Genomic DNA, 25,068 nt, shown 5'->3' on the forward strand with positions numbered 1-25,068 from the left:
GTCATCCTCGCACGGAGGCTTCGGAAATCAGCCGAATGCAGTGCGCCACGAGGGCTTCGCGGGTGACGGTGACCGTGCCGTCGAGATAGCCGATGAACAGGGCGGTCAGTGCCCCGACGGTTCCGACGGCGATCAGCTGTCGATCGGTGGAGTCGGGGAGTTGGGCGTGCACCAGTTCGACGAAGCCCGGTAGCAAGTCGAGTCCGCGGCGGCTGAGTGCCGGTTCGGCCAACGGCGCGATGAGCAACACCCGCCCCGTTTTCGGTTCGTCGATGATGAGTTCGACGAATGCGCGCACCGGCGCCGCGATGGTGTCCTCGGCGGTGGTCGCCTGCATCACGGCGTCGAGCAAGGCCTTCTGCGCTCTCGTACCCACCCAGGCGTACACGGCCCGGACGAAGGTATCGCGGTCGGAGAAGCTCTCGTAGAAATACCGTTCGGTCAGTCCGGCGGTACGGCAGACGGCGCGCACGTTGACGGCAGGTCCGTCCGGGGAGCCGAGCAGCTCGACCCCGGCCGCGAGCAGCGCGTCGTACCGCTTGGATCTGCGTTCCTCCAACTGTTGACTACGCATGTTGTCAACTCTAGTCTGACAACATGCGTAGTCAGTCCGATCGACCCGTCCCGCTCGGTCCCGATTCACTCACCTGGAAGTACTTCGGCGACTGGCGGGGGATGCTGCAGGGCGTCTGGGCGGGGTCGATGCAGAACATGCACCCCGGGCTCGGAGCCGGGGTGGAGCAGCACTCCACGTTCTTCGACGAGCGCTGGCAGCGGCTGTACCGATCGCTGTACCCCATCGGCGGGGTCGTGTTCGACGGCGATCGCGCCGAGGAGACCGCACTGCAGGTCCGCGGATACCACACGAACATCAAGGGAATCGACGCCCGAGGCCGCAAGTACCACGCACTCGATCCCGACACGTTCTACTGGGCGCACGCCACCTTCTTCATGGGGACGGTGCTCACGGCAGACCACTTCATGGGCGGACTGACCGAGGCTCAGAAGGTACAGCTGTTCGACGAGCACGTGCAGTGGTACCGCCTCTACGGAATGAGCATGCGGTCGGTGCCCGCCACCTGGCCCGAGTTCCAGAAGTACTGGGAACACATGTGCAGCACCGTGTTGGAGGACAACATGGCCGCGCGCGGGGTGCTCGACCTGTCGAAGCTGGGACCACCGCCGTACGCATCCTGGCTGCCCGAGCCCATCTGGGCCTTGTGCCGGCGTCCGGTGGCGAGCCTGTTCGTCTGGATCACCGTCGGGCTCTACGACGAGCCGGTACGCACGCTCCTCGGCTACAGCTGGTCCGAGCGGGACGAGAAGCGCCTGGCGCTGTTCGGCAAGGCCGTGAACCTCGTATTCGGGTTGGTGCCACCACGACGGCGACTGCATCCGCGGGGCCGCGCCGGATGGGACCGCGTCAAGGGCCGCACCCCGAGAACGGCACCGTTGGTGCACACACCGGCCCGCAATCTGCCGCCCGTGGAGCGGCGATCGGACCCCTCGCACTACAGCCCGAAGGTGTAGATCGGTGCGCTCGGGGTACCACGCGGTTATGCACAGTGTCAGAACCGGAAGCGGAACCCCGATCGTCCTCGTCCACGGGCTCGGGTCCTCTCACGGAAACTGGGACCCGATCGTCCCCGCCCTCGCCAAGCATCGTGAGATCATCGCCCTCGACCTGCCCGGGTTCGGGAAGACTCCGCCGCTGCCCGAGGTCTCCATCGCGTCGTTGACCGACGCGTTGCGGGAATTCCTCGACAACGAAGGTCTCTCCGACGCCGACCTCGTCGGTAGTTCCATGGGTGCGCGCATGGTCGTCGAACTGGCCCGCCGCGGTCACCGAGGCTCGATGGTGGCACTCGATCCGGGCGGCTTCTGGAACGACCGCCAGGTCAAGATCTTCGGAGCCACGATCACCGCGTCGTTGGCACTGATGAAGAACGTGCAGCCGCTCGTGCCGTTCCTGGCCGGTAACCCGGTCACCAGAACGGCTGCGCTGGCTCAGTTCTCGGCTGCGCCGTGGAAACTTCCGAGAGGTCTGGTCGAACAGGAGCTGAAGGGCTTCTCCTCCAGGACGTCCCCGTCGCTCGACGCCGCACGCAAAGCCTTGATCCACGGGCCGAAGCAGATGGGTGCAGCGAAGGGGTCGTTGCAGGGCCCACTGCTCATCGGCTGGGGCCGTCAGGACAAGGTGACGACGCCCAGCCAGGCACAGGTGGCATTGGAGCGATTCCCCGACGCCACCCTGCACTGGTTCGACAAATGCGGACATTTTCCGCACTGGGATCAGCCGACCGAGACCGCGCGGGTCATCCTGCGGGCGACGGGTCGCTGACGCTCACAAACGTCAGCCGTTCCACCAGGGCCGCAGGGGGACGTCCGCCTGGCCCTTCGGCCCGAGTTTGACCGCCAGAACCTGGTGCAGCTGAACCACATTGCGCTCGAATCCCAGACGGGAGCCGGCCATGTAGAGGCCCCAGACGCGGGCCGTTCCCTCACCGGCCTCGGCCACGCAGGCATCCCAGTTCTCGACGAGGTTCCGGCACCATCCGGCGAGGGTCAGGGCGTAGTGCTCGCGGAGATTCTCCTCGTGACGAACCTCGAGTCCGACGTCCTGGATCTCGGTGATGATGCGGCCCGAGCCGGTGAGTTCGCCGTCCGGGAAGACGTACCGGTCGATGAAGCTGCCCGCCTTGGCGTGCGCGCGATTGTCCGGCCGGGTGATCGAGTGGTTGAGCAGCCGACCGCCGTCCCGCAGCTTGGACTGGATGAACGTGAAATACGACGGGTAGTTGTGCACGCCGATGTGCTCGGTCAGTCCGATGGAGGAGATGGCGTCGAAGTTGGTCTCGGGCACGTCGCGGTAGTCCGAGAAGCGCACCTCGGCGAGATCGGAGAGCCCCTCGTCGGCGATGGCCTTCTGCGCCCACGACGCCTGCTCCTGCGAGAGCGTCACGCCGATGACCCGGACGCCGCGGCGAGCGGCGTAGCGCACCATCGAGCCCCAGCCGCAGCCGATGTCCAGCAAGCGATCACCCGGCTGCAGGCCGAGCTTGTCGAACACCAGGCGGTACTTGTTCTCCTGAGCAGCCTCCAGAGACTGATCGGCGGCCTCGAACGCCGCGCAGGTGTACGTCATCGAGGGGCCGAGCACCTTCTCGTAGAAGGCGTTGGACACGTCGTAGTGGTGGTGGATCGCTTCTGCATCGCGAGTCTTGGAGTGACGCAGACCTTCTGCGATGCGACGCCACCGCGGAATCGCTTCCTGGGGCGGGGGAGCGATGGGCCGCAACACATCCCAGCCGAGCGAACGGGCGATCGAGGTCAATGTCATTGCCGAGGGGCGACGGAAGTGCAGTTCGTCGCCCATCAGTGCCAGCAACTCGTAGGGGTCACCCGGATGGACGCCCGTAGCTTCGAGATCGCCGGAGACGTACGCGCGCGCCATGCCCAGATCGCCGGGAGCGGTTGCGAGATAGGTGGTTCCGCGAGGGCTCTTGAGGTTGAGGCCGATTCTCGCGTCCTCGGGTCCTGCGGTGCTGCCGTCGTATGCGGTGAAGCGCAGTGGGATGTTGCCGTCGGAGATCAGCTCCAGAATCTCGGAGATCTTGAGCTTCTGGGCACCGTTCACCGTGCGATTGCCGGAGTCCTTGAACGTCGTCATCTGCGTTGCACCGCCTTCGAGTACAAATCCAACAATCGGGATTCGGGATCGTATTTCTTCTTCAGCTGGATGTATCTCTCGCCGCCGTACAGCACGGCGAATTCGTCCTCGGTGTAATAAGCATCCGAGTACAGCGATTTATGCCCGTCGAACTCGGTCACTTTCTTCTCGATGGCGCGGTTCGCGGCACCCTCGGGTTCGCCCGAAACGATCGGGACCGAAGACCAGAAGCCGATGTTGACGTACGTGCGTTTCGGTTCGAGTGGATACAGCGGCCACGGTCGGGCCGGATTCGCTCCCGGCGCTGCCGGCTCACGAAGTCGCAACGGGCACAACCACAACGGCTCGATCGGGATGTTGTCGAGGAACCACGCCACGAAGCCTGCGGTGTGTTCGATCGGAACCTCGACATCCTGCACGACGCGTTCGCGCGGCGGATTTCCCTTGCGCTTCTCGAGTCGGTCGGCAATGTCGTACTTGCGATCGAGGCCGATGAGCTTCCAGTAGAAACTGCTGCGCCGGTACTTGCGCGGCCAGAAGCGTCGGATTCTCGGGTTCTGTGTTCCGAATGCGCGGGAGCACCAGAACCAGTCGGTGTCCCAGCGCCACAGGTAGTCGTGAATGGTGAGGCGGTCGGTCTTCGGTGTGTCCGACGCATGCTGGATCGAGCGGTAGAAGATGTCGGCACCGGTGTAGTCGCTGACCGGCCCCGGTTCGGCGGTCTGGACGCCGAGGGTGAGGTAGCTTTCGTCGGCGCCGAAGACCACACCGTCGAGGTATTGGACCTCGATGCCGTCGTACTCGCGCTGCTCGACGATGGTGTCCATCGTGGACTGGAGAGTGTCGAGATCGTGAAATCGTAGGTGGCGCAACGCGACATACGGCAGCACGGGTTCGAGCTGAATCCGCAGCCGAGTGGAGTAGCCCAGGGTGCCGTACGAGTTGGGGAAGCCCCAGTAGAGATCTGCGTGTTCGCCCTCCGGTGTCGCGGTGACGATCTCGCCGCTGCCGGTGAGGACGTCGATCTCGAGCACCGATTCGTGCGGGAGTCCACTACGGAACGACGTCGACTCGATACCGAGGCCGGTGACGGCTCCACCGAGAGTGATCGTCTTGAGCTGCGGGACGACGAGGGGCGCGAGACCGTAGGGAAGCGTCGCGTCGACCAGGTCCTCGTAGGTGCACATGCCGGCGACATCGGCTGTGCGCGTGGCGGGATCGACGGTGATGACCTTGCTCAGGCCGGAGACGTCGAGCCCCGGCGTGGTGGTGGTCGTCCTGGCCCGGAACAGGTTGGACGTCTTCTTCGCCAGACGCACCGTCGCATCGGTCGGAATTGCGCGATAGCTGCGAAGCAACTGCTCGACACCCGACCGGTGCGCTGCGTAACCGCTCTCCCTCGGTTCTGGCCGTCGTCCGAGAAGAGCATTCACTGAAGCCACATACAGACGCTATATCTCGTACCGCACGGTATCCACCGGCATTGGCGTCCGACCGGTGAAACTTCACGCAACTGTTGCCGAATCCGAGCGAGGAATCGGAGTAAATCGGACAAATGGTTGCGTCATGCATGTGTTTTGCCGATACGAGAATCGTCGTGTGAAGCACATCACACATGCATCGGCGCGATGCCGAACGTGGCCTCGAGGAGAGGCAGGATGGACGCACATCCCGTCCGCTAGAGAAGGAGAACGTTTCCGTGGCTCAGGTCAGTGCATCCAGTTCCGCCACCATCGCTGCCACACCGGATCGGGTGCTCGCCGCGCTCGCCGACTACGAGACGGTGCGCCCGCGCATCCTCCCCGAGCAGTACCGCGACTACGAGGTGGTCCAGGGCGGGCAAGGGGACGGAACCGTGGCCACGTGGACCCTGCAGGCCACCGAGAAGCGAGTGCGCAACGTCGCCGCGACCGTCACCGTCGCCGGATCGACCATCACCGAACGCGATGCCAACTCCTCCATGGTCACCACCTGGTCGGTTGCCCCGGACGGCGCAGGCACCACGGTCACCACGACGACGGAATGGAAGGGCGCAGGCGGCATCGGCGGATTCTTCGAGAAGACCTTCGCACCACTCGGACTGAAGAAGATCCAGGCCGCGACGCTGGACAACCTGCGTCGCGAGTTGATCTAGTCGGATCGTTCCGCAGGCTCCACTCCTGCCTAGACCCGCTCGAAATCCGGGGCCGCGATCAGCGTCAGGGTTCCGACCACCACGGTGCGCATCGACCACAGGAACATCCCGTCGGGTCCGCGGTCGACCGTGTCGTAGGCCCCGGGCAGGGTGTCGAGGTCGGTGCGGGCAGCAATCGCGTCGTCGTATTCACGATCGCGTCGGGCATCGTTGTAGACGACCTCCGCCAACGCCAGCGCGTGCTCGACGACGGTGATGACGGCCCACGTCGCCTGCTTCGGAGTGAGGTCGTAGCGAATTCGGTAGCGCGTCTGGACGGCGTCGGCCATCCGAAGAGCGTCGATCGAACTGGGAGTCAGACCGATCAGATACTCCGCGATGCCCGGGTTGGAGTGAACCAGCTCGCGCATCGCGGAGGCGAGGGTCAGCAGAGCGTCGTGCATCGATTCGTCGTCACCGGGGAGCGGCGGCGACCACCTGCGCAGAATCTCCTCCGCCACGAGGGCCTTGAGGGAACCGAGATCGTCGATGTTGTTGTAGATGGCGACGATCGACACGCCCAGTCTCTCGGCCACCGACTTCACCGACACCTTCGGCAGCGTCAGCGCGATACCGGCCTCGGCCATGGTCTCGGGCGTCACCCGACGCTTACGAGGGGAGTGACCCTCGGGGTTCGTCGGTGCGTGCATTCGAGGATGGTACGCGTCTCAGTACTGACAGATGTTCAGGCGCGGGGCTCCAGAATCGCATCGTGTCCTTCTCTTCCGCACTACCCGCGACCGACGGGGATCGGACGCTGGTCGAAGACGGATGCGGGATCTGATGAGGACGGCATCCACACGATGGGTGCGGCGGTGAGAGTGGCGGACGGCCGAACCTTCGCCGGGGCGAATCTCTATCACTTCACCGGTGGCCCGTGCGCAGAGACCGTCGCGCGGAGCAACGCTGATCCTCGTTACCGAGGGCGAACCGTCGTGCGGCATCGCCGGAAGGCACTGCGCTGAGTGTCCACTATTCGTCACCGCAGGCGCGATCCCGTGTTTGCCGCGAAATTGTGGACACTCAGGTCGGTATGTCGATTCGACGCGCAGTGAATCACAGCGATTCAAGGTGCGACTACGCTGGTGTTCGCTTCGAACCCACGCGAGAGGACGGCACAGTGCAACCCGGTGAACAGCCCGACATGGCATCGATCCTGCAGCAGGCCCAGCAGATGCAGCAGCAGCTGATGGCGGCGCAGGCCGAGATCGCGGAAACCGAAGTGACCGGCCAGGCAGGCGGCGGACTCGTCGTCGCCACGGTCAAGGGAACCGGTGAGGTCGTCGGACTGACCATCGACCCCAAGGTCGTCGACCCCGAAGACATCGAGACTCTGCAGGACCTGGTGATCGGTGCGATCGCCGATGCGTCTCGCGCGGCTCAGGCCGTCGCGAGCGAGAAGATGGGCCCCCTCGCTGGTGGTCTCGGTGGCATGCCCGGCCTGCCCGGGTTCTAGGCGGTGTACGAAGGTCCGGTTCAGGATCTGATCGACGAACTCGGCAAGTTTCCCGGGGTCGGTCCGAAGAGCGCTCAGCGCATAGCTTTTCATCTCCTGGGCGTCGAGCCTCCCGAGGTGGATCGGCTCATGCGCGCGCTGCAGCGTATTCGCGACGGCGTTCAGTTCTGCATCGTCTGCGGCACGGTCTCGGACAAGGAACTGTGCCGGATCTGTGCCGATTCGCGTCGAGACAGATCGATGATTTGCGTCGTCGAAGAGCCCAAAGATGTTCAGGCCGTGGAACGTACGCGAGAGTTCAAGGGTCGCTACCACGTGCTCGGCGGAGCGCTCGATCCACTGAACGGAGTGGGGCCGGATCAGCTCCGCATCCGAGAGTTGTTGACCCGTGTGGGAACTCAGGACGACGGAGTGGACGTCACCGAGGTCATCATCGCCACCGACCCCAACACCGAGGGTGAAGCAACGGCCACGTATCTGGTCCGCATGATGCGCGACTTCCCCGGCCTGGCCATTACCCGCCTCGCCTCCGGCCTGCCCATGGGCGGAGACCTCGAATTTGCCGACGAACTGACGCTGGGCCGCGCTCTGACCGGACGCCGACGAATGTGAGTGCCCACGGATGTGGTGCGATCAAGTGCCGCCCAGGGCACTCGACCGCACCACTGCCGTAGGCGCTATCGCAGCCGCTCCTTGCGGAGTTGCGCAACCTCGGGCAACTCGAGCGGAGCGAGCGTGGTGCCCAAGGCGCGCTCCAACAAGTAGTCCGCCAACTCCGGGTTTCGGGCGAGTACCGGCCCGTGCATGTACGTGCCGATCACAGACCCCTGCACGACGCCTTCGCGTCCGTCGCCGACACCGTTGCCCACGCCGTGGGTGACCTTGGCCAATGGGGACGCATCCAGCCCGAGAGTTGTTCCGCCGCGGTGGTTCTCGAAGCCGGTGAGTTTCTGGCTCAGGCCCTCGAGCGCGGGCTCGGTGACGACCTCGCCGATGGACCTGGTGGCCTGCGGCGCGGTGGTGACGTCGAACAGCGAGATGCCGTCGACGCGTTCGCCCGCGGAGGTTTCGTACCAGTGGCCGAGTACCTGGATCGCGGCGCAGATCGCCAGCACCGGCGCACCGCGAGCCGCGGCGTTCTGCAATCCGGGATAGCGGGTGAGGTGACGAGTCGCCAGGCGTTGAGCCGAATCCTCTGCTCCACCAAGGGTGTACACGTCGAGGGAATCAGGAACCGGGTCGCTGAGAGTGATCTGGACGACCTCGGCGTCGATGTCTCGCATCCGGAGCCGCTGCCGCAGAATGAGCGCGTTTCCGTTGTCGCCGTAGGTGCCCATCACGTCGGGCAGGACGAGGCCGATGCGTACGGTGGACTCAGACATCTTTCACCTCACGTGCCAGCGCGCGACCGAGATCGCGGAACGCGGTGTAGTTTGCGAGCACTTCGACGCGTCCCGGCGGGCAGGAAGCAATGGCCTGCAACGGATCTGCGATGGTGGTGTGCTGCGAACCTGCATAGAGCAGCCGCACTCCGAGGTCGGTCGCGCGTTCACCGGCGGCCACGACGGCGACGTTCTCGAAGTGTTCGAAGCGGACGTCCCACAGCCACGACAGGTCCTCGCCGTCGGGAACCTGACCGTTGACGGCGATGACGAGCCCGTCGCAGGTGGGGTCGATCATCGACAGTGCTTCCTGCCAGCCGGCGGGGTTCTTCGCGAGAAGCATTCGGACGGAATGAGATCCGTACTGAACGGTGGAGTAGCGACCGGCCACCTCGTCGACGCTCGACGCGGCCGCGACGGCATCGGTCGGTGTCGCGCCGAGCGTCACTGCGGCGGCGACGGCCTGAGCTGCGTTGCCGCGGTTGGCCTTTCCTGGCAGCGACAACGTCATCGGCAGCACGAGCCCGTCGGGCCCGTAGAGATTCTGGTCGTCGAGCCACCAGTCCGGCGTCGGACGCTTCAAGTCGCTGCCGGTGCTGTACCAATGCTCGCCGTCCCACACGATGGGTTCGCCGGTACGCGGACAGCTGACGGAGTCTCCTGCCCACCCACCACCCGCCGCGACCCAGACCACGTTCGGTGCGTCGAACGCGGCGGACGTGACGAGAACGTCGTCGCAGTTGGCGATGACCACGGTCTCGGGATGCCGGGCCAGTCCGGCGCGCAGTTTGCGTTCGATCATGTTGATCTCGCCCACGCGGTCGAGCTGATCGCGACTGAGGTTGAGCAACACGATCGCCGCGGGGTCGACGGCGTCGGACACATGGGGGACGTGCAGTTCGTCGACTTCGAGGGCAGCCAGCTCGGCGTCGAAGTGGGCGTGCAGTGCGGCGACGATGCCGGCGTCCATGTTCGCGCCGTCGGCTTGGGTGGCGACGTCACCGAGGGTGGCCAGCGCCGCAGCAGTCATTCTGGTGGTGGTGGACTTGCCGTTGGTGCCGGTGACGATGACGGTGCGCCGACCGCGGCCGAGCCCGCCGAGAATGTTCGGGTCGATCTTGAGTGCGACGAGGCCGCCGATCATCGATCCCTTGCCGCGGCCTGCTTTGCGGGACGCCCAGGTCGCCAGCTCCGCCGCGCGCAGTGCCACGCGGCCACGTGCGCCGATACGTCTGCGCTCACCCACTTCAACCATCCGCCGAGTCTGGCACAGAAGAGGGTGCAGTTTCACGTCGGCGGTGTCGACCCCTCGGTCATTCCGCAGGCTCCACTCCCGCTACCCCTCGGTCATTCCGCAGGCTCCACTCCCGCCCCTCACACCGGCGCTTTCTCCAGCACTTCGGTGGGCCGCCGGACGGTCATGCCGCCCAGACACCCGCCGATGACGACGACGCCACCGATCAGTGCGAGCACCGAGGGGTTCTCGCCCAGGAAGATCCAGGCGCCGGCGATGCCGACGACGGGAACCAGCAGTGAGAACGGCGCGACGAGACCGGCGGGGTTGCGGCTCATCAGGATGCTCCACAGGCCGCTACCGACGATCGTGGCCGGAATCACGATGTAGGCCAACGCGACCAAGCCCGGCCAGCCCTGCGGACCGAACGAGGCCGTCAGTGCGTGCCAGCCGGTGCTCGGACCTTCGACGATCGCCGACAGTGCCAGCATCGGCACCGGCGGCACGACGGTCATCCACAGCATCAGCGTCATCGGCGATTCGGACTTCGCGAGTCGATTCCCCAGGTTGCCGAACGCCCAACCGAGTCCGGCGAGCAGGGTGAGGATCACCGGGAGCAAGGTCGCGTTCTGCGCGCGGTCCCACCCGATCAGCACCATGCCGAGCACGGCGATGCCGATGCCGATCGCTTGTCTGGGAGTGACGTGTTCGCGGAGCAGAAGCGCGCCGAGAACGACGGTGAACGGTGCCGACGACTGCAGTACGAGCGACGCCAGTCCGGTGGGCATGCCCGCCGCCATCGCTGCGAACAGGAACGCGAATTGCAGGAATCCGAACCCGAAGCCGTACAGCAGCAGCCACTTCAGCGGCACCTTGGGCCGCGGGACGAACAGCACGACGGGGACGGCGATGACCAGGAATCGCAGTGCGGCGAAGAAGAAGGGCGGGAAGTGATCGAGCCCCACACGGATGGCAAGGAAGTTCAGTCCCCACAGCACGACGACGGTCAGTCCGAGGAGGCGGTCGCGAGTGCTCATGGCCCCAATCGTGACGGCAGCGAATGATCAGCACAATCGAATATATTCGCAGGAACAGTTAAGATCGTCTACATGAACGTGGAGCGGCTGAGGATCCTTCGTGAACTCGCCGACCGTGGGACCGTCGCTGCCGTCGCCGACGCGCTGTCCATGACACCGTCGGCGGTATCTCAGCAGCTCAAGCTGCTCGCCAGGGAAGCGGGGGTGACGCTGCTCGAACCCGACGGCCGCCGACTTCGGCTCACCGACGCCGGGCGTGCGTTGGTGGTCAGGACGGACGATGTGTTCGCCGCCCTCGCCCGCGCCACGGCAGAGATGGATCGATACCGGGCGTCCCCGCGGGGACGCGTTCGAGTCGCGCTGTTCCCGTCCGGTGCTGCGCTCCTGCTGCCCGGGCTACTGACGCGGTTGGCGAACTCGGACGTCGACATCGAAGCCCGCGACGAGGATCTGCCCGCATCCTCGGTGCCGGAACTTCTGGCGGACTACGACGTCGTCCTCACGCACCGCGACGAGCGGGCACCGTCGACGGCCGGCCCGCGCATCGAGGTGACGACCCTGATGCGTGAGCCCATCGATCTGGTGTTACCGCCCGGACATGCTCTGGCGCAACATGAATCGATAGACCTCCGGGACCTGGTCGACGAACGATGGATCAGTGTCCGCGGCGGATTCCCGGTCGACGACGTGCTGCTCTCGGTGGCCGCGGCGTCCGGCGTCGAACCGCGAGTGATGCAGCGAGTGAACGACTTCCGCGTCACCGAGGTCTTGGTGGCCGCAGGTCACGGAGTGGCACTGATGCCGCGCTACGCCGTCGTTCATCCTGGCTTGGTGCGGCGAGAACTGTCCGGGGTGCGGGCAGGGCGAATCTACGAACTCGCGACGCGACCCGACGCGGGACGACTACCCGCGATCGCCGCAGTGCTCGACGCGTTCAGGGCGGAAGCGACGTTCAGGACAGGGCTTTGGCCTTCAACGTCCTGAACTCGTCCTGATCGATGGTGCCGTTGTCCAGCAACGCCTTTGCGTGTGCGATCTCCTCCGATGCCGACCGACCGGCCACTTCCTTGATGTAGTTCTCCTGCTGGTCCTTGGCGTGCTGCAGGGCGGCAACTTGACGCTTGGCCATGTTGCTGCCGTTCACGATGAGGTAGACCAGCGCGGTCAGGAACGGCGCGACGATCAGAAAGAACACCCACACGGCCTTGATGACTCCGGATGTCTTGTGGTCTCGGAAGAGGTCTCCGATGATCGAGAACATCACCATGAGATAGGCCACGAAGGCGAATCCGACGATGAGTAGCCAGAGAAAATCCCAGAAAGAATCCATGGCGAACTTCCATTCCCTAAGGTGCCCCGACGGCAGGTTCATTGTCGCACGCGGCGTACCAGCTGAGCGTCGATAAACAGCGAAAAGCCGCCCGTTCGTGATGAACGGGCGGCTTTTTCGTCGAACAGAGGATCTATTTCAGAGCGCGGTTCACGGCCGAGACCACAGCGCGCAGTGACGCAGTGGTGATCGACGTCGCGATGCCGACGCCCCAGACGGTGGTGGCGACACCGGCAGGAGAGGTCACCGAGGCTTCGACGTAGGCCGCGGCCTGTGCGTCGTCGCCTGCGGACATGGCGTGCTCGGAGTAGTCGAGGACGCTGACGTCGTAGCCGATGGTGGACAGTGCGTCGACGAACGAGGCGAGTGGGCCGTTGCCGGAGCCGGAGATCTCCTGCTCCACGCCGTCGACCTTGACCGTCGCGGTGATCGTGTCGGTGCCGCCGTCGTGCTCGGCCGCGATGACCGACTGCTTGATGCGCTCGAGCGGGCGGATCGGGGTCAGGTACTCCTCGGCGAAGACGTCCCACATCTCCTTGGGCGAGACCTCGCCGCCCTCACCGTCGGTAATGCGCTGGACGGCCTGGGAGAACTCGATCTGGAGTCGACGCGGCAGGTTCAGTCCGTGATCGGACTTCATGATGTACGCGACGCCGCCCTTGCCGGACTGCGAGTTGACGCGAATGACGGCCTCGTAGGTGCGACCGACGTCCTTCGGGTCGACGGGCAGATACGGAACCTGCCAGGTGACGTCCCCGATGTCCGAACCCTGCTCGTCCGCAGTGACTTTCATCGCGTCCAGGCCCTTGTTGATGGCGTCCTGGTGGCTACCGGAGAAGGCGGTGTAGACCAGATCTCCGCCGTAGGGGTGACGCTCGGCGACGGGAAGTTGATTGCAGTACTCCACCGTTCGACGGACCTCGTCGATGTTGGAGAAGTCGATCTGCGGATCGACACCGCGGGTGAACAGGTTCAACCCGAGCGTGACGAGGCAGACGTTGCCGGTGCGCTCGCCGTTGCCGAACAGGCAACCCTCGATGCGATCTGCACCCGCCTGATAGCCGAGTTCGGCTGCGGCAACACCGGTTCCGCGGTCGTTGTGCGGGTGCAGTGACAGCACGATGCTGTCGCGGCGGTCGAGGTTGCGGCTCATCCACTCGATCGAGTCGGCGTAGACGTTGGGCGTCGCCATCTCGACGGTGGCGGGCAGGTTCAGAATCAGCGGCTTGGCGGGAGTCGGATCGATGATCGCGGTGACCGCGTCGCACACCTCTTTGGCGTAGGCGAGTTCGGTGCCGGTGTAGGACTCGGGGGAGTACTCGTAGCGCCAGTCGGTATCGGGGAACTTGGCTGCTTCTTCGAGGACCTTGCGGGCACCGTCGGTGGCGATCTTCTTGATGACGTCACGCTCGGCCCGGAACACCACCCGGCGCTGCAGGATGGACGTCGAGTTGTAGAAGTGCACGATGACGCTGCGGGCACCCTCGCACGCGACGAAGGTGCGCTCGATCAGCTCGGGACGGCACTGCGTCAGCACCTGGATGGTGACGTCGTCGGGGATCGCGCCGTCCTCGATGATCTCGCGGACGAAATCGAAGTCGGTCTGACTGGCCGACGGGAAGCCGACCTCGATCTGCTTGTAGCCCATGCGGACCAGCAGGTCGAACATCCGGCGCTTGCGGGCCGGGCTCATCGGATCGATCAGCGCCTGGTTGCCGTCGCGCAGATCAACGGCACACCACTGCGGCGTCCGGTCGATGATCTTGTCCGGCCACGTGCGGTCGGGGAGGGTGATGGGCTCCACTTCCTCGGCGAACGGCCGATAACGGAACGTGGGCATCGAGGAGTTCTTCTGGGTGTTCCAGGCGGGCTGGTCGCTGGGAGCGGGCCGCGAGGGCGGGGTGATGGTGCGGGATCCCGAGGTGAATGCGTCGGCTGGTGACATGGTCTTCGTCTCTCCGTACAGATCAGAGCAATGTGTTCGACCGGCGCAACGAACCCCGCGACGGGAAGCCAGTCTGGTCTCAGACCCCGTCGCGGCTGTTAAGAAGGAGAGCTCGCAGCATGGGCCGAGTGTACTACCGCCGACCGACGGCCTACCCCAGGGTTGACGCGTCGAATTCTGTGACCACCGCGTCGAGCCGACGTTGCCACCGTTCGATGTCATCCATTCGTCCGACGTCGGTCATCGTCCAACAGTGCGCGAGGAGTTCGTACCCGAGGCGATCGACCTCGACATGCTGCGACCAGACCCGATGCGTCCACCCTCGATCGTTGTGCGCGGCCTCGGCACCTGCGAGAGCGGACCCGACGAGCTCGAACTGGACGTCGCGTCGCACGGCGAGAGCCGTCGGCGCGGCCACGTCCTCGGTCCGCAGCACCGTCAGCAGATGCGCGCCGAGCGTCAGGACTCGGCCGTCGGACCACAGCAACGTGCGACGAAATGCCCCGGGCAGCAGCAGCCACAGCGCTGCGAAAGCGAAAGCTACTCCCACCGTCGTCTCCACGATCCGGTCGACGACGATGTCCTCCAGCACGGACCCCGGATGGGTCAGGGTGCCCATCAGCAGGGCGAGCGGAGTGATGAACGTGACGGCCAACCCGTAGTTGCGTGCCACCGACACCTCGATCGCGAACTGCAGCACCATCAACACCACGATGACGGCCAGACCGGTCAACGGCGAGAGGAAGATGGCCGAGAACAGCGCGACGCCGGCGAGAGTTCCGCCGAGCCGCTGCAGGCCACGGTAGGTGCCGTGCACCCGATCGGGACCCTGTTGCAACACCAGGACGGCACCGAGGATCGCCCAGTCCGGTCGGCTCAGATCCAGCGCGACGCTGATCCCGCCTGCCGCCGCTGCCGCGCAGAACACCCGAACGGCGGTCGACATCGCATGGGAATCACGGTGCAGCGAGCGCCGCAACCGATACCCGACGCTCGGCCTGGCCAGCGGCAGCTGATCGGACACGGAGTCGACCGCCCGATCCGGATCGGCCCGCGCAGTGGTCGTCGCCGCAAAGGCCCGATGCGCGTCGAACAATTTCTGAACCAGCACCGGCCTCGATGACAGCCGCGCGGCACCCGCGTCGTACACCGCAGCCCACGCCGCGTGCAGACGCGCGGCCGCAGCATGACGATCGGCGGCAGACGCCGTCGGCGAGCTCGTGTATTTCTCGATGGCACCCACCGCGGCTCCGACGGCCTCGCGCTCGGGCCCTCGCGGATCCCACAGCACTCCGGACATCGACACCACCAGCGCCGACGCGACGCCGATTGCCGCACAGACCGCTCCGTGAGCGGCGCTGATGCCGGCTCCGGGGATGTACGACGACACCGCGCACACCAGCACGAAGAAGAACGCTCCCGGCGGTCCCAGTCGCAGCGCAGCGATGACGTAGACCGAGACGAGAGCGAGGAGCGAGAGCAGGGTCACCGGGATCATCCGCGCCACGCCGGTGCTCCCGAGATCGAGCGACATCTGCCCGGCCGTCGCCCCGAGCCACACCGAGGCCACCAGTGCGCCGCCCGCGGTCAGGACCACCCACCAACGCGAACGATAGGGACGGCCCTCGCCGTAGATGACGGCGAAACTGCCCGAAACAACCAGCAGTGCCTCGGTGTGGAACCCGAGCATCCACGCCGCGATCGCGGGGACACCGAACGCCAGAGCCGAGCGCAGTCCACCCGGCCAGCGACGGCCGACGGCGGGGAGCCCGAAGAGCACCCGCAGACCTCTCGGGGGTGGGGGTGGGCGGTGCTCGGGAAGGGTCACCCGACCATGTTAGGACAGGCGTATCCGCAGGCGAGCCACCCTAAAGTCCCAGCTCGGAGCTACCCGGGCCACTGCTCGGGGCATTCGCTCGGTAGGGTTACCCCGGAACAATCGCCCGATTGTCGGCTATCCAGCGGAGGTAAACAGGCGTGGCTCTCATCGTCCAGAAGTACGGTGGATCGTCGGTGGGAACCGCCGAACGTATCCGACGCGTCGCTGAACGAATCGTCGAGACCAAGAAGGCAGGCAACGACGTCGTCGTGGTCGTGTCGGCCATGGGCGACACCACCGACGAACTACTCGACCTGGCCCAGCAGGTGTGCCCGGCCCCGCCGGCCCGCGAGATGGACATGCTGCTCACCTCGGGTGAACGCATCTCCAACGCGCTGGTCGCGATGGCCATCCACTCGCTCGGTGCCGAGGCCCGGTCGTTCACCGGCTCCCAGGCAGGCGTCGTCACCACCAGCGTGCACGGCAACGCCAAGATCATCGACGTCACCCCCGGCCGCGTGCGCAGCGCCCTCGACGAGGGTTCGATCGTGCTCGTCGCGGGATTCCAGGGCGTCAGCCAGGACAGCAAGGACGTCACGACGCTCGGTCGCGGAGGTTCGGACACCACCGCCGTTGCGCTCGCCGCAGCACTGAACGCCGACGTCTGCGAGATCTACACCGACGTCGACGGCATCTTCACCGCCGACCCGCGCATCGTGCCCAACGCCCGGCACCTCGACACCGTCTCGTTCGAGGAGATGCTCGAGATGGCTGCCTGCGGCGCGAAGGTGCTCATGCTGCGCTGCGTCGAATACGCGCGTCGCTACAACGTTCCTGTTCACGTGCGCTCGTCGTACACCACGAAACCCGGAACGATCGTCTCCGGATCTATGGAGGACATTCCAGTGGAAGAAGCAATTCTCACCGGCGTCGCACACGATCGCAGCGAGGCAAAGGTCACCGTCGTCGGCATCCCCGATTCGCCGGGTTACGCGGGCAAGATCTTCCGCGCCGTCGCCGACGCGGAGATCAACATCGACATGGTGCTGCAGAACGTCTCCAAGATCGACACCGGAAAGACCGACATCACCTTCACTTGCCCCAAGTCGGACGGTCCGACGGCCGTGGAGAAGCTGACCAAGCTGCAGTCCGAGATCGGCTTCGCGCAGGTGCTCTACGACGACCACATCGGCAAGGTCTCGCTCGTCGGCGCAGGAATGAAGACCCACCCCGGCGTCACGGCGACATTCTGCGAGGCGCTGGCCGAGGCAGGCGTCAACATCGACCTCATCAGCACCTCCGAGATCCGTATCTCGGTGCTGGTCAACGACACCGAGCTGGACGAGGCCGTGCGCGTTCTGCACGCCGCCTTCGATCTCGGCGGCGACGAAGAAGCCGTCGTACACGCAGGGACAGGACGATAGAAGATGACCACAGTTGCAGTCGTAGGAGCAACCGGCCAGGTCGGTGCTGTCATGCGAACACTGTTGGAGGAGCGCAACTTTCCCGCCGACACCGTTCGATTCTTCGCCTCCGCCAGGTCGGCGGGCAAGAAGCTGCCGTTCCGCGGCGAGGAGATCGTCGTCGAGGATGCGTCCACCGCGGACCTGACCGGAATCGATATCGCGCTGTTCTCGGCAGGAGCCACGCTCTCCCGTGAGCAGGCACCGCGCTTCGCCGCTGCAGGTGCCACCGTCATCGACAACTCGTCGGCGTTCCGCAAGGACTCGGACGTGCCGTTGGTGGTCAGCGAGGTCAACCCCGAGGCAGCGAAGAACCCGCCGCGCGGCATCATCGCCAACCCCAACTGCACCACCATGGCCGCGATGCCGGTGCTCAAGGTGCTGCACGACGAAGCAGGCCTGCAGCGTCTGATCGTCTCGAGCTACCAGGCCGTCTCCGGTAGCGGACTCGCCGGTGTCGAGGAACTCGCCACCCAGGCGCGCGCCGTCATCGGCGACGTCGAAAAGCTGGTGCACGACGGTTCGTCGGTGGATTTCCCGGCCCCGAACAAGTACGTCGCGCCCATCGCCTTCAACGTCCTGCCGCTGGCCGGCGCGTTGGTGGACGACGGATCCGGCGAAACCGACGAGGACCAGAAGCTGCGCAACGAATCGCGCAAGATCCTCGGCCTGCCCGACCTGCTGGTCAGCGGTACCTGCGTCCGCGTGCCGGTGTTCACCGGCCACTCGCTGTCGATCAACGCCGAGTTCGATCGCCCGCTCTCGGTGGAGCGTGCCCGCGAACTGCTGGCCTCGGCACCCGGTGTCTCGCTGGTCGACGTGCCGACGCCTCTGCAGGCGGCAGGCGCGGACGATTCCTTGGTCGGCCGCATCCGCCAGGACCCGGGTGTTCCCGAGGGCCGCGGATTGGCCCTGTTCGTCTCGGGCGACAACCTGCGTAAGGGCGCGGCGCTCAACACGATTCAGATCGCCGAGCTGCTGGTCTGACGCCGTTGCGCGTTGTGCGTCCCCAGGGGTACGCACAACGCGCACGACGGTCAGTTCAGGCGGTGACCTTCGGCGGAGGCGTCGAAGATGTGCGCGTGCGCGTCGTCGATGCGCACATGGACGCGGTCGCCCTTCTCGGGCGGGCTGCGCCAATCGGCCCGGGCGACGATGGTTTCGGTGCGGCCGTTGATGTCTGCGCGGCCGAACACGAACGCCTCGGAACCGAGTTCCTCGACCACGTCGATCTCCAGAGCGATTCCGCTGCTTGCAATCTCGATGTGCTCGGGCCTGATGCCGAACATCACCTCCGTGGCGGACCCGAGAGTCTGCCGCGGTACGGGAATCACCTGATCGGCCAGGCGAACGCCGCCGTCGGTGACCGGGGCACGGAACAGATTCATCGACGGTGAGCCCATGAACCCGGCGACGAACGCGTTGACCGGAGTGCGGTACAGCTCGCGCGGAGTCGCGCACTGCTGCAGCACACCACCTTTGAGCACCGCGACGCGATCGCCCATCGTCATGGCCTCTACCTGATCGTGAGTGACGTACACCGTCGTCGTCCCGAGCCTGCGCTGCAGCTGCGCGATCTGCGTGCGCGTCTGGACCCGAAGTTTCGCGTCCAGGTTGGACAGTGGCTCGTCCATCAGAAACACCTGGGGCTGACGAACGATGGCGCGCCCCATGGCAACCCGCTGACGTTGGCCGCCCGAGAGGGCCTTCGGCTTGCGGTCGAGGTACGGCTCGAGGTCGAGCAGCTTCGCGGCCTCCTCGACGCGAGTGCGAATGTCCTCCTTGTTCGCCTTCGCCAGCTTCAGCGCGAACCCCATGTTCTCGGCGACGGTCATGTGCGGGTACAGCGCGTAGTTCTGGAACACCATCGCGATGTCGCGATCCTTGGGTTCGGAATGGGTGACGTCCTTGCCGCCGATCAGGATGCGGCCCGAGTTGACCTCTTCGAGGCCCGCGAGCATGCGGAGCGAGGTGGACTTTCCGCAACCGGATGGGCCGACCAGGACGAGAAATTCGCCGTCCTCGATGTGCAGGTCGAGCTCGTTCACCGCGGGAGTGTCGGAGCCCGGAAACAGCCTGGTGGTGCGCTCGAACGAGATTGTTGCCATGACGAAATAGATCCCTCCACCGGCAGGAACGTGCCGGACGATCCGAGTGTGGGGTGACGGCGGGAGCCGACGAGCACATAGTATGGCCCCCATCACAACCAGTAGAGAGGTGGCCGGGTGAGCGGAGCTGTGTCCCGACGAACCGCGCTGCGAGGGCTGGCCGTGGCCGCCGTCGCCGCCGGAGCCGCTGCTCTTCCGGTGGCGTCGACGACGCGTCGAGCACTGGCGGACGACTTCCTCCGCGGCCAGAGCCCCCTGCTGTTCCACTCACCGCCCCTGACGCCCTTCCGGGACGAGCTGCCGAGATTGCCGCTGATCAGCGGTACGGAAGTGACGTTGGACGCGCACAGTTCCATGCATTCCTTCCACGCCGACCTGCGCCCCGGGCCCACCTTCGGATACGGGCAGTGCGACTACCTCGGGCCCACCATCGAATCGCAGCAAGGCCAACCCTGGACGCTGAAGTACTCCAACACCACCGCAGGCAACCCGCTCGCCGCGGACATCGACACCTCGCTGCACGGCATGAGCGAGATGGACCGCACGATGACGCCGACGTCACTGCACCTGCACGGCAGCATCACCGAACCGGCGAGCGACGGGCACTCCGAGATGCTGGTGCGCCCGGGCGAGTCGATGACGCACAACTTCCCGGGACTCAACGACGCCGCGGGACTCTGGTACCACGACCACGCCATGTCGATTACGCGCATCAACGTCTACGCAGGTCTGCTCGGCATCAACCTGGTCCGAGATCGTTGGGACACCGGCACACCCGACAACGCACTGGGTCTGCCGTCGGGAGAGTTCGAGCTGCCGCTGGTGCTGCAGGAAAAGATCGTGAACCCAGACGGCAGCATGAGCATCCGCTCCAACATCACCGTGCCGCAGGGTAAATGGGAAGGCGGCGGCACCGGAGACGTGGGCGTCGTCAACGGCAAGATCTGGCCGACGATGGAAGTGGCCCGCGGGATGTATCGGCTGCGCGTGGTCAACGCCGGGTCGTACAGCGTGTGGAACTTGTTCTTCACCAACAGACTTCGCTTCTGGGTCATCGGGAACGACGGTGGATTGCTCGACGCCCCGGTGGAGACCACCAGCATTCGGCTCGCACCTGCCGAGCGCGCCGACATCCTCGTCGACTTCGGTGCCGTGGAGCCGGGCGCACTGATCGAGCTGCTCAACGACGAGCCACCACCCGCTCAGGCGGCATCGCTCGGTGCGGTGCCGATGCCACTGTTCTGTCAGTTCCGCGTCGCGTCCGCCGCAGGCTTCCGAGGCGGCATGCCGTCGTTGCTACGCGGTGGAAAGGGTCAGCCGGATGTGTTGCCGCCGTTGCCCACTGCGACTTTCACTCGGACGGTCACCGTGAACCAGCCGTCCGGTGGGCTGAACCTGGACATGACGCTGATGAACCTGAACAACCTGCGGTACTCGGACCCGGACATCGAGATGCCGAAGCAGGGGACCGTGGAGATGTGGAACATCGTCAACACGACGGTCGAGCCGCACCCGATTCACCTGCACCTGGCGCACTTTCGGACGTTGGGCCGTATTCCCATCGACCTCGCGGCGTACCAACGAGACTTCCCCCGGCCCACATTCGGTACCAGATGGGCTCCGCCGGTGGAGAAGTTCCTCACCGGTCCGTCGGTGCCGCCTGCTTCGTGGGAAGCCGGGTGGAAGGACACCGTCAACACCTACCCCGGCACCGTCACACAGATCCTCGTTCGATTCCCGACGGCCGACGAGCTCGGGTTCGACCCCGACGCCACCTTCGCCGGTCCGGCCGCGCACCACGGCGGCGAGCATCGTGGCCATGACATGGGTGGAGGTGGCGAGTTGCAGGGGTATATGTGGCACTGCCACATGCTCGACCACGAGGACCACGAAATGATGTTGCGGTACCGCACCGTCGCTCCGTGACGCACGTACCCGAACCTGTCCTGGGCCGGGAGTTGCTTGCGTTCACCGTCCGGTCGGCCCACACTGGCCCTGCCGCGTCAGGCAATCACCGCGCTCGGTCGACCTTTCTGCCCATCGGCTGACTGCGACAACGGAACGGACCTCGCACATGAGCAGCGGAACCACATCCGACCCTTGGGCTCTCACCACCGCCCCCGGCACCTCGGCGTACACCATGTACCGCGATCCCGACCACGAGCCACCTGCCCTCGTATGCCAGGTGGGGACGACGACCCTGCGCTACCGCATCGAGGCAGTCGAGGACTTGCATGCGTGGCTCACCGAGCAGGCCGAGTGGGTACTGCTCGGTGCCGCGGACGAGAAGAAGCCGGCCGCTCCTGGCACGGTCGAAGCGTGGGGGCGCTCGCCCGACAATCCAGTCGGCGGTTGGTACGGGCTGAGGAACGGATACCGCGGCCGGTTCGGGATGTACCTGCCGCCGCTACTCGAAGAGCTCGGTCTGGCCGAGCTCACCCACAATGCCCGGAACAACAGCGTGCGTGCGTTGTAGACGAGTCATCGAGAAACGTGTCGGTGGGTGGGTATAGCTTTCGTGGGGTGAAGACATGGGGGGATGTGTTCGGGCTCGGGGACCAGGAATTGGTCTCCGAGCTGGCCGACGTTGCCTCCCTCGAAAATGCGTTCGCTGCAACGAGATTGACACTGCTGGCCGAGATGGACCGACGCGGTTTGGCGATGAAGCTCGGTCACTCGTCGGTGACCCGCTGGTACGCGCGATCGGTGCGGATCACCGACGGGTCCGCTGCCCGTCAGATGGAGCTGGGTCAATGGCTCACCGAGTGGCCGAGCGTGTCGAACGCCCTCGGTGGTGGTGACATCCACGCCGCGCATACCTCGGCGATCGCCGACGGCTACGCCACCGTGGTGGTCGCCGACCCCACCCTCGACGAGCAGCGCCGTGACGCTGTCGTCGCGGAATTGCTCGAGACCGCGATGCGCAGCACCGCCGGGCAGGTCACCTCCCGTGCGCAGGCACTGGCGCATTCGGCGGCGGACGACGCCAGAGCCCGACACGAGAAGGACCGACGCGAGCAACAACAACGAGAGCAGGAAAAGCGGGAGCAGGAGCGTCAAGATCAGGCGGGTCGGAGCGATCATTCAGCGACTTCCACCGGCAGGCTGCCCGATCCGGAACCGCCTGCACCCGAGCCTGTTCCGCCGACTCCTGCACCGCGACCGGTGGCGGAGAACCCGGACCTGAACCGTTTCGATGTCCACCCGCTTGCCGGTGGCCGCTTCCAACTCGGCGGCAACGTCGACCGGTTGCTGGCAGAAAAGCTGCTCACGGTGTTGTCGCCGTTGACTGCCCCGCGCCCGGGTCCCGGTGGTGAACGCGACCCGCGTGGTCCGTCGAAGCGGCGGGCCGATGCGCTCGATCAGATCCTCGACCGGCACCTACACGGCGGCAGCCGGGGATCGTCGGGCGGGTCGCGAGCGTCGGTGCACCTGATCGTCCCGCTGCGGGAGTTGCTCGCCGACAGTGGTAGAGGCCGATCCTCATGCGCACCAACGGGTTCGAGGCCACCCGCGGCCGATGCCATCGCGCGAACCGGTGATACCGGCACAAGTCCCAGTGGTGTTGGCGGCGGTCACGGCGTCCCTGAAAGCAGTGCTGGCGCTGACGGCGGTCACCGCGTCAGGGAGGGGGCTGGTGCTGGTGCCGATGGCACTGCCCGAACCGGTAATGCCGACACGAGTCCTAAAGGTGCGGGCGGCGGTCACTGTGTCAGCGGGAGCAGTGCTGGTGCCGGCGACAATTCACGAACCGACGATTCCAGCAGCGATGCCGGGCAGAGGTCTGCGCCCGAGCCGGGCGATGCCGAGTGGCCGTTCCACTTCGACTGGACCGGGCCGATCAGTCGCTCCCTCGCCGAACTTCTCACCTGCGACGCCGACCTGACCCCCGTCATCGTCGACCACCACGGCGTCCCCGCTCGCCCTCGGCCGCACCACCCGACTCGCCAGCGACGACCAACGGATCGCTCTGACCATCCGCGACACCTGCTGCGTGATGTGCGGCCGCCCCGCACAGTGGTGCCAAGCCCACCACGTGAAATTCTGGGAACACGGCGGCCACACCGACCTGAACAACCTCGCTCTGGTCTGCGGAGAATGCCACCGCCTCGTCCACCACGGTGACTGGCAGCTGTTCATGGGCGACGACGGACACCCCTACGCCATCCCACCCGAATCCGTCGACCCCACACGCCAACCCATCCCCAGCTACCACCGCCGAAAACGTCGCGCAGCCTGACCGCGCATCAGTCGCGCCGCCCTAGCCATTTGCCCCTCGGAGCCCTGCGCCCATCGGACATGCATCGGCTCGCGGCCTCCCCGTGTGCACGGTGCTGTCGATCAGAACTGACGCACGCCGGCTCGCATGCACCAGCGGCTCTCTCGCTCGATCCCTCGCCACCGCCGGGCCGGCTTTCATCAGTCGGTAGCCGCCCAAATGAACTAGGTCGCTGGCGGCACACCAGCGGTGGACCATCCGTCGCCTATCCGTCGCTCTCTGGTCGATGGCCGGTGTCTGTGGGGCCTACGAGACTGCGATAGTGCGCCGCGATCTCGCCCGGGGTGGTGAACCAAACGCCGTCACTGTTGTCGGTCAGATGCTGCAGCGCCGCGCGGAACCGTCGGAGACGATAGGGCTGTCCGGTGAGGAAGGTGTGCAGCGAGATCGCGAGCACTACGGGTTGGCGGGTCGAGTTCTCCTTCAGCTCGTCGAAGCTGTCGATGATGTTGCGCTCGAACGTTTCTGCGGTCTGGTGGTGGTGAACGAACACAGGGAGATCGTTGACCTCGTGCGGGTACGGGATGCTCAGCAATGGGCCGCCCCGGGTCTCGAGCCACACCGGCTGATCGTCGATGGGCCAGTCCAAGGTGTACTCGTAGCCGCGTTCGGCGAGCAGGTCCTCGGTCATGCGGCTGGGGTTGGCGCCGGGGCTCATCCAACCCCGAGGTGGGGCTCCTTCGTGACGCTCGATGGCGGTCGTCACCTCGTCGATGGAGCGTCGCTCGGCATCCTCGTCCAGAGCGTTCGGTTGGATGGCGTTCGTTCGTCCGTGCGCGACCACTTCGGCATCGAGGGCGCGGAAGGCGTCGATCAGCTGCGGGGCATGCTCGTACACCTCGGTGTTGACCAGCAAGGTCGGTCGAACTCCGCTCTGCTGCAACGTCTCTGCGATCCGGAACCCGCCCACTCGGTTGCCGTATTCGCGCCAGCCCCAGTTGTAGGTATTGGGTTGATCCATCGCGGGCGTGTAGCCCAGGCCGGGTTTGCCGTCGTCGTAAGGAAAGTGCTCGCAGTTGACCGCGACGTACACCGCGAGGCGCGCGCCACCCGGCCAGTCGAACTGTGGCCGATCGACGATGGGGGAGTAGTCGAAGCGTCCGTGGGAGGCGAGGGGCATTGCAGCGGTATTGCCCGCGGCGAGCCGAGACAAACGGTGGTCACTGGGACTG

The 25,068-nt window shown here is 65.7% G+C and carries 24 protein-coding genes; 12 read left to right on the top strand and 12 right to left on the bottom strand.

The annotated features are described in order from the left end of the window. Window position 1 precedes the first annotated feature (1 nt). Window positions 2-574, bottom strand: a complete 573-nt coding sequence (locus CH302_RS00495; RefSeq protein WP_037187806.1) for a TetR/AcrR family transcriptional regulator — start codon at window positions 572-574, stop codon at window positions 2-4. A 23-nt stretch (window positions 575-597) separates the two neighbouring features. Here CH302_RS00495 and CH302_RS00500 point away from each other — a divergent pair, with 23 nt between their 5' ends. Both CH302_RS00500 and CH302_RS00505 read left to right on the top strand, forming a co-directional pair. Beyond that, window positions 598-1,530: an oxygenase MpaB family protein gene (locus CH302_RS00500; RefSeq protein ID WP_037187807.1), complete on the top strand. Its 933-nt coding sequence runs from the start codon at window positions 598-600 to the stop codon at window positions 1,528-1,530. A 28-nt stretch (window positions 1,531-1,558) separates the two neighbouring features. After that, entirely contained in the window at window positions 1,559-2,341 is a 783-nt protein-coding gene (locus CH302_RS00505; protein WP_037187808.1) for an alpha/beta fold hydrolase, read from the top strand. Between the two features lie 12 nt (window positions 2,342-2,353). Here the strand turns inward: CH302_RS00505 and CH302_RS00510 are convergent, their stop codons facing one another. Both CH302_RS00510 and CH302_RS00515 read right to left on the bottom strand, forming a co-directional pair. Then, complete coding sequence (locus CH302_RS00510; protein WP_037187809.1) at window positions 2,354-3,670, bottom strand: class I SAM-dependent methyltransferase; 1,317 nt, start codon at window positions 3,668-3,670, stop codon at window positions 2,354-2,356. Beyond that, on the bottom strand, window positions 3,667-5,112 hold the full coding sequence (locus CH302_RS00515; RefSeq protein ID WP_052047336.1) for an FAD-binding oxidoreductase: 1,446 nt from the start codon (window positions 5,110-5,112) through the stop codon (window positions 3,667-3,669). Before CH302_RS00515 ends, CH302_RS00510 begins: the two co-directional genes overlap by 4 nt. A gap of 257 nt (window positions 5,113-5,369) precedes the next feature. Here CH302_RS00515 and CH302_RS00520 point away from each other — a divergent pair, with 257 nt between their 5' ends. After that, window positions 5,370-5,804 (top strand): SRPBCC family protein, encoded by a 435-nt coding sequence (locus CH302_RS00520; protein ID WP_037188877.1) that lies wholly within the window; start codon window positions 5,370-5,372, stop codon window positions 5,802-5,804. Between the two features lie 29 nt (window positions 5,805-5,833). On the opposite strand, the gene CH302_RS00525 is transcribed toward CH302_RS00520, so the two are convergent. After that, a complete protein-coding gene (locus tag CH302_RS00525; protein WP_141216562.1) occupies window positions 5,834-6,493 on the bottom strand; it encodes a hypothetical protein in 660 nt (219 codons plus the stop codon). A gap of 470 nt (window positions 6,494-6,963) precedes the next feature. Here CH302_RS00525 and CH302_RS00535 point away from each other — a divergent pair, with 470 nt between their 5' ends. Beyond that, window positions 6,964-7,299: a YbaB/EbfC family nucleoid-associated protein gene (locus tag CH302_RS00535; protein WP_032404980.1), complete on the top strand. Its 336-nt coding sequence runs from the start codon at window positions 6,964-6,966 to the stop codon at window positions 7,297-7,299. Between the two features lie 3 nt (window positions 7,300-7,302). Then, window positions 7,303-7,911: a recombination mediator RecR gene (gene recR / locus CH302_RS00540; RefSeq protein WP_032379989.1), complete on the top strand. Its 609-nt coding sequence runs from the start codon at window positions 7,303-7,305 to the stop codon at window positions 7,909-7,911. Window positions 7,912-7,976: 65 nt separating this feature from the next. Here the strand turns inward: recR and CH302_RS00545 are convergent, their stop codons facing one another. The 3 genes from CH302_RS00545 to CH302_RS00555 all read right to left on the bottom strand — a co-directional run bounded on the left by CH302_RS00545 (window position 7,977) and on the right by CH302_RS00555 (window position 10,952). Continuing rightward, a complete protein-coding gene (locus tag CH302_RS00545) occupies window positions 7,977-8,681 on the bottom strand; it encodes a type 1 glutamine amidotransferase (protein ID WP_037187811.1) in 705 nt (234 codons plus the stop codon). Beyond that, window positions 8,674-9,936: a Mur ligase family protein gene (locus CH302_RS00550; protein WP_037187813.1), complete on the bottom strand. Its 1,263-nt coding sequence runs from the start codon at window positions 9,934-9,936 to the stop codon at window positions 8,674-8,676. The genes CH302_RS00545 and CH302_RS00550 overlap by 8 nt, the downstream gene beginning before the upstream one ends. A gap of 119 nt (window positions 9,937-10,055) precedes the next feature. Then, window positions 10,056-10,952, bottom strand: coding sequence for an EamA family transporter (locus CH302_RS00555; protein WP_037187815.1), 897 nt, complete (start codon window positions 10,950-10,952; stop codon window positions 10,056-10,058). A gap of 72 nt (window positions 10,953-11,024) precedes the next feature. Here CH302_RS00555 and CH302_RS00560 point away from each other — a divergent pair, with 72 nt between their 5' ends. Continuing rightward, a complete protein-coding gene (locus CH302_RS00560) occupies window positions 11,025-11,936 on the top strand; it encodes a LysR family transcriptional regulator (protein WP_094649860.1) in 912 nt (303 codons plus the stop codon). Here the strand turns inward: CH302_RS00560 and CH302_RS00565 are convergent. From CH302_RS00565 to CH302_RS00575, 3 genes are all read right to left on the bottom strand, one after another. Then, window positions 11,905-12,282: an SHOCT domain-containing protein gene (locus CH302_RS00565; protein WP_037188881.1), complete on the bottom strand. Its 378-nt coding sequence runs from the start codon at window positions 12,280-12,282 to the stop codon at window positions 11,905-11,907. The genes CH302_RS00560 and CH302_RS00565 overlap by 32 nt on opposite strands. 133 nt (window positions 12,283-12,415) lie before the next feature. Next, window positions 12,416-14,227, bottom strand: coding sequence for a 2-isopropylmalate synthase (gene leuA / locus CH302_RS00570; RefSeq protein WP_037187819.1), 1,812 nt, complete (start codon window positions 14,225-14,227; stop codon window positions 12,416-12,418). A gap of 151 nt (window positions 14,228-14,378) precedes the next feature. Then, window positions 14,379-16,055, bottom strand: coding sequence for an FUSC family protein (locus CH302_RS00575; RefSeq protein WP_037187821.1), 1,677 nt, complete (start codon window positions 16,053-16,055; stop codon window positions 14,379-14,381). Window positions 16,056-16,204: 149 nt separating this feature from the next. Here CH302_RS00575 and CH302_RS00580 point away from each other — a divergent pair, with 149 nt between their 5' ends. Beyond that, window positions 16,205-17,470, top strand: a complete 1,266-nt coding sequence (locus CH302_RS00580) for an aspartate kinase (RefSeq protein ID WP_037187823.1) — start codon at window positions 16,205-16,207, stop codon at window positions 17,468-17,470. 3 nt (window positions 17,471-17,473) lie between these two features. Next, window positions 17,474-18,496 carry an aspartate-semialdehyde dehydrogenase gene (locus CH302_RS00585; protein ID WP_037187825.1) on the top strand — a complete coding sequence of 341 codons (1,023 nt, stop codon included), beginning with the start codon at window positions 17,474-17,476 and terminating at the stop codon, window positions 18,494-18,496. A gap of 50 nt (window positions 18,497-18,546) precedes the next feature. On the opposite strand, the gene CH302_RS00590 is transcribed toward CH302_RS00585, so the two are convergent. Continuing rightward, complete coding sequence (locus CH302_RS00590; RefSeq protein WP_037187826.1) at window positions 18,547-19,617, bottom strand: ABC transporter ATP-binding protein; 1,071 nt, start codon at window positions 19,615-19,617, stop codon at window positions 18,547-18,549. A gap of 117 nt (window positions 19,618-19,734) precedes the next feature. Between CH302_RS00590 and CH302_RS00595 the strand changes: the two genes are divergently transcribed. The 4 genes from CH302_RS00595 to CH302_RS30480 all read left to right on the top strand — a co-directional run bounded on the left by CH302_RS00595 (window position 19,735) and on the right by CH302_RS30480 (window position 23,857). Beyond that, window positions 19,735-21,543 carry a multicopper oxidase family protein gene (locus CH302_RS00595; protein ID WP_037187828.1) on the top strand — a complete coding sequence of 603 codons (1,809 nt, stop codon included), beginning with the start codon at window positions 19,735-19,737 and terminating at the stop codon, window positions 21,541-21,543. A 148-nt stretch (window positions 21,544-21,691) separates the two neighbouring features. Beyond that, entirely contained in the window at window positions 21,692-22,093 is a 402-nt protein-coding gene (locus CH302_RS00600; protein ID WP_037187830.1) for a DUF6855 family protein, read from the top strand. A gap of 47 nt (window positions 22,094-22,140) precedes the next feature. Then, window positions 22,141-23,742 carry a DUF222 domain-containing protein gene (locus CH302_RS30475; protein WP_255137096.1) on the top strand — a complete coding sequence of 534 codons (1,602 nt, stop codon included), beginning with the start codon at window positions 22,141-22,143 and terminating at the stop codon, window positions 23,740-23,742. Further along, window positions 23,654-23,857 (top strand): HNH endonuclease, encoded by a 204-nt coding sequence (locus CH302_RS30480; RefSeq protein ID WP_255137098.1) that lies wholly within the window; start codon window positions 23,654-23,656, stop codon window positions 23,855-23,857. The genes CH302_RS30475 and CH302_RS30480 overlap by 89 nt, the downstream gene beginning before the upstream one ends. Window positions 23,858-24,101: 244 nt before the next feature. Here CH302_RS30480 and CH302_RS00615 read toward each other — a convergent pair whose 3' ends face one another. Next, window positions 24,102-25,016 (bottom strand): polysaccharide deacetylase family protein, encoded by a 915-nt coding sequence (locus CH302_RS00615; protein ID WP_037187840.1) that lies wholly within the window; start codon window positions 25,014-25,016, stop codon window positions 24,102-24,104. Window positions 25,017-25,068 lie beyond the last annotated feature (52 nt).

It is taken from the genome of Rhodococcus sp. 15-2388-1-1a, from assembly GCF_002259145.1.
GTDB lineage: Bacteria > Actinomycetota > Actinomycetes > Mycobacteriales > Mycobacteriaceae > Rhodococcoides.

What these genes read in the sequence shown, in the direction of transcription:
- CH302_RS00560 (WP_094649860.1), top strand. Translation starts at nt 11,025, where the DNA reads ATGAACGTGGAGCGGCTGAGGATCCTTCGTGAACTCGCCGACCGTGGG.
- CH302_RS00495 (WP_037187806.1), bottom strand. Translation starts at nt 574, where the DNA reads ATGCGTAGTCAACAGTTGGAGGAACGCAGATCCAAGCGGTACGACGCG.
- CH302_RS00505 (WP_037187808.1), top strand. Translation starts at nt 1,559, where the DNA reads ATGCACAGTGTCAGAACCGGAAGCGGAACCCCGATCGTCCTCGTCCAC.
- CH302_RS00615 (WP_037187840.1), bottom strand. Translation starts at nt 25,016, where the DNA reads ATGCCCCTCGCCTCCCACGGACGCTTCGACTACTCCCCCATCGTCGAT.
- CH302_RS00590 (WP_037187826.1), bottom strand. Translation starts at nt 19,617, where the DNA reads ATGGCAACAATCTCGTTCGAGCGCACCACCAGGCTGTTTCCGGGCTCC.
- leuA (WP_037187819.1), bottom strand. Translation starts at nt 14,227, where the DNA reads ATGTCACCAGCCGACGCATTCACCTCGGGATCCCGCACCATCACCCCG.
- CH302_RS00550 (WP_037187813.1), bottom strand. Translation starts at nt 9,936, where the DNA reads ATGGTTGAAGTGGGTGAGCGCAGACGTATCGGCGCACGTGGCCGCGTG.
- CH302_RS00600 (WP_037187830.1), top strand. Translation starts at nt 21,692, where the DNA reads ATGAGCAGCGGAACCACATCCGACCCTTGGGCTCTCACCACCGCCCCC.
- CH302_RS00525 (WP_141216562.1), bottom strand. Translation starts at nt 6,493, where the DNA reads ATGCACGCACCGACGAACCCCGAGGGTCACTCCCCTCGTAAGCGTCGG.
- CH302_RS00500 (WP_037187807.1), top strand. Translation starts at nt 598, where the DNA reads ATGCGTAGTCAGTCCGATCGACCCGTCCCGCTCGGTCCCGATTCACTC.
- CH302_RS00555 (WP_037187815.1), bottom strand. Translation starts at nt 10,952, where the DNA reads ATGAGCACTCGCGACCGCCTCCTCGGACTGACCGTCGTCGTGCTGTGG.
- CH302_RS00585 (WP_037187825.1), top strand. Translation starts at nt 17,474, where the DNA reads ATGACCACAGTTGCAGTCGTAGGAGCAACCGGCCAGGTCGGTGCTGTC.
- CH302_RS00545 (WP_037187811.1), bottom strand. Translation starts at nt 8,681, where the DNA reads ATGTCTGAGTCCACCGTACGCATCGGCCTCGTCCTGCCCGACGTGATG.
- CH302_RS00565 (WP_037188881.1), bottom strand. Translation starts at nt 12,282, where the DNA reads ATGGATTCTTTCTGGGATTTTCTCTGGCTACTCATCGTCGGATTCGCC.
- CH302_RS00510 (WP_037187809.1), bottom strand. Translation starts at nt 3,670, where the DNA reads ATGACGACGTTCAAGGACTCCGGCAATCGCACGGTGAACGGTGCCCAG.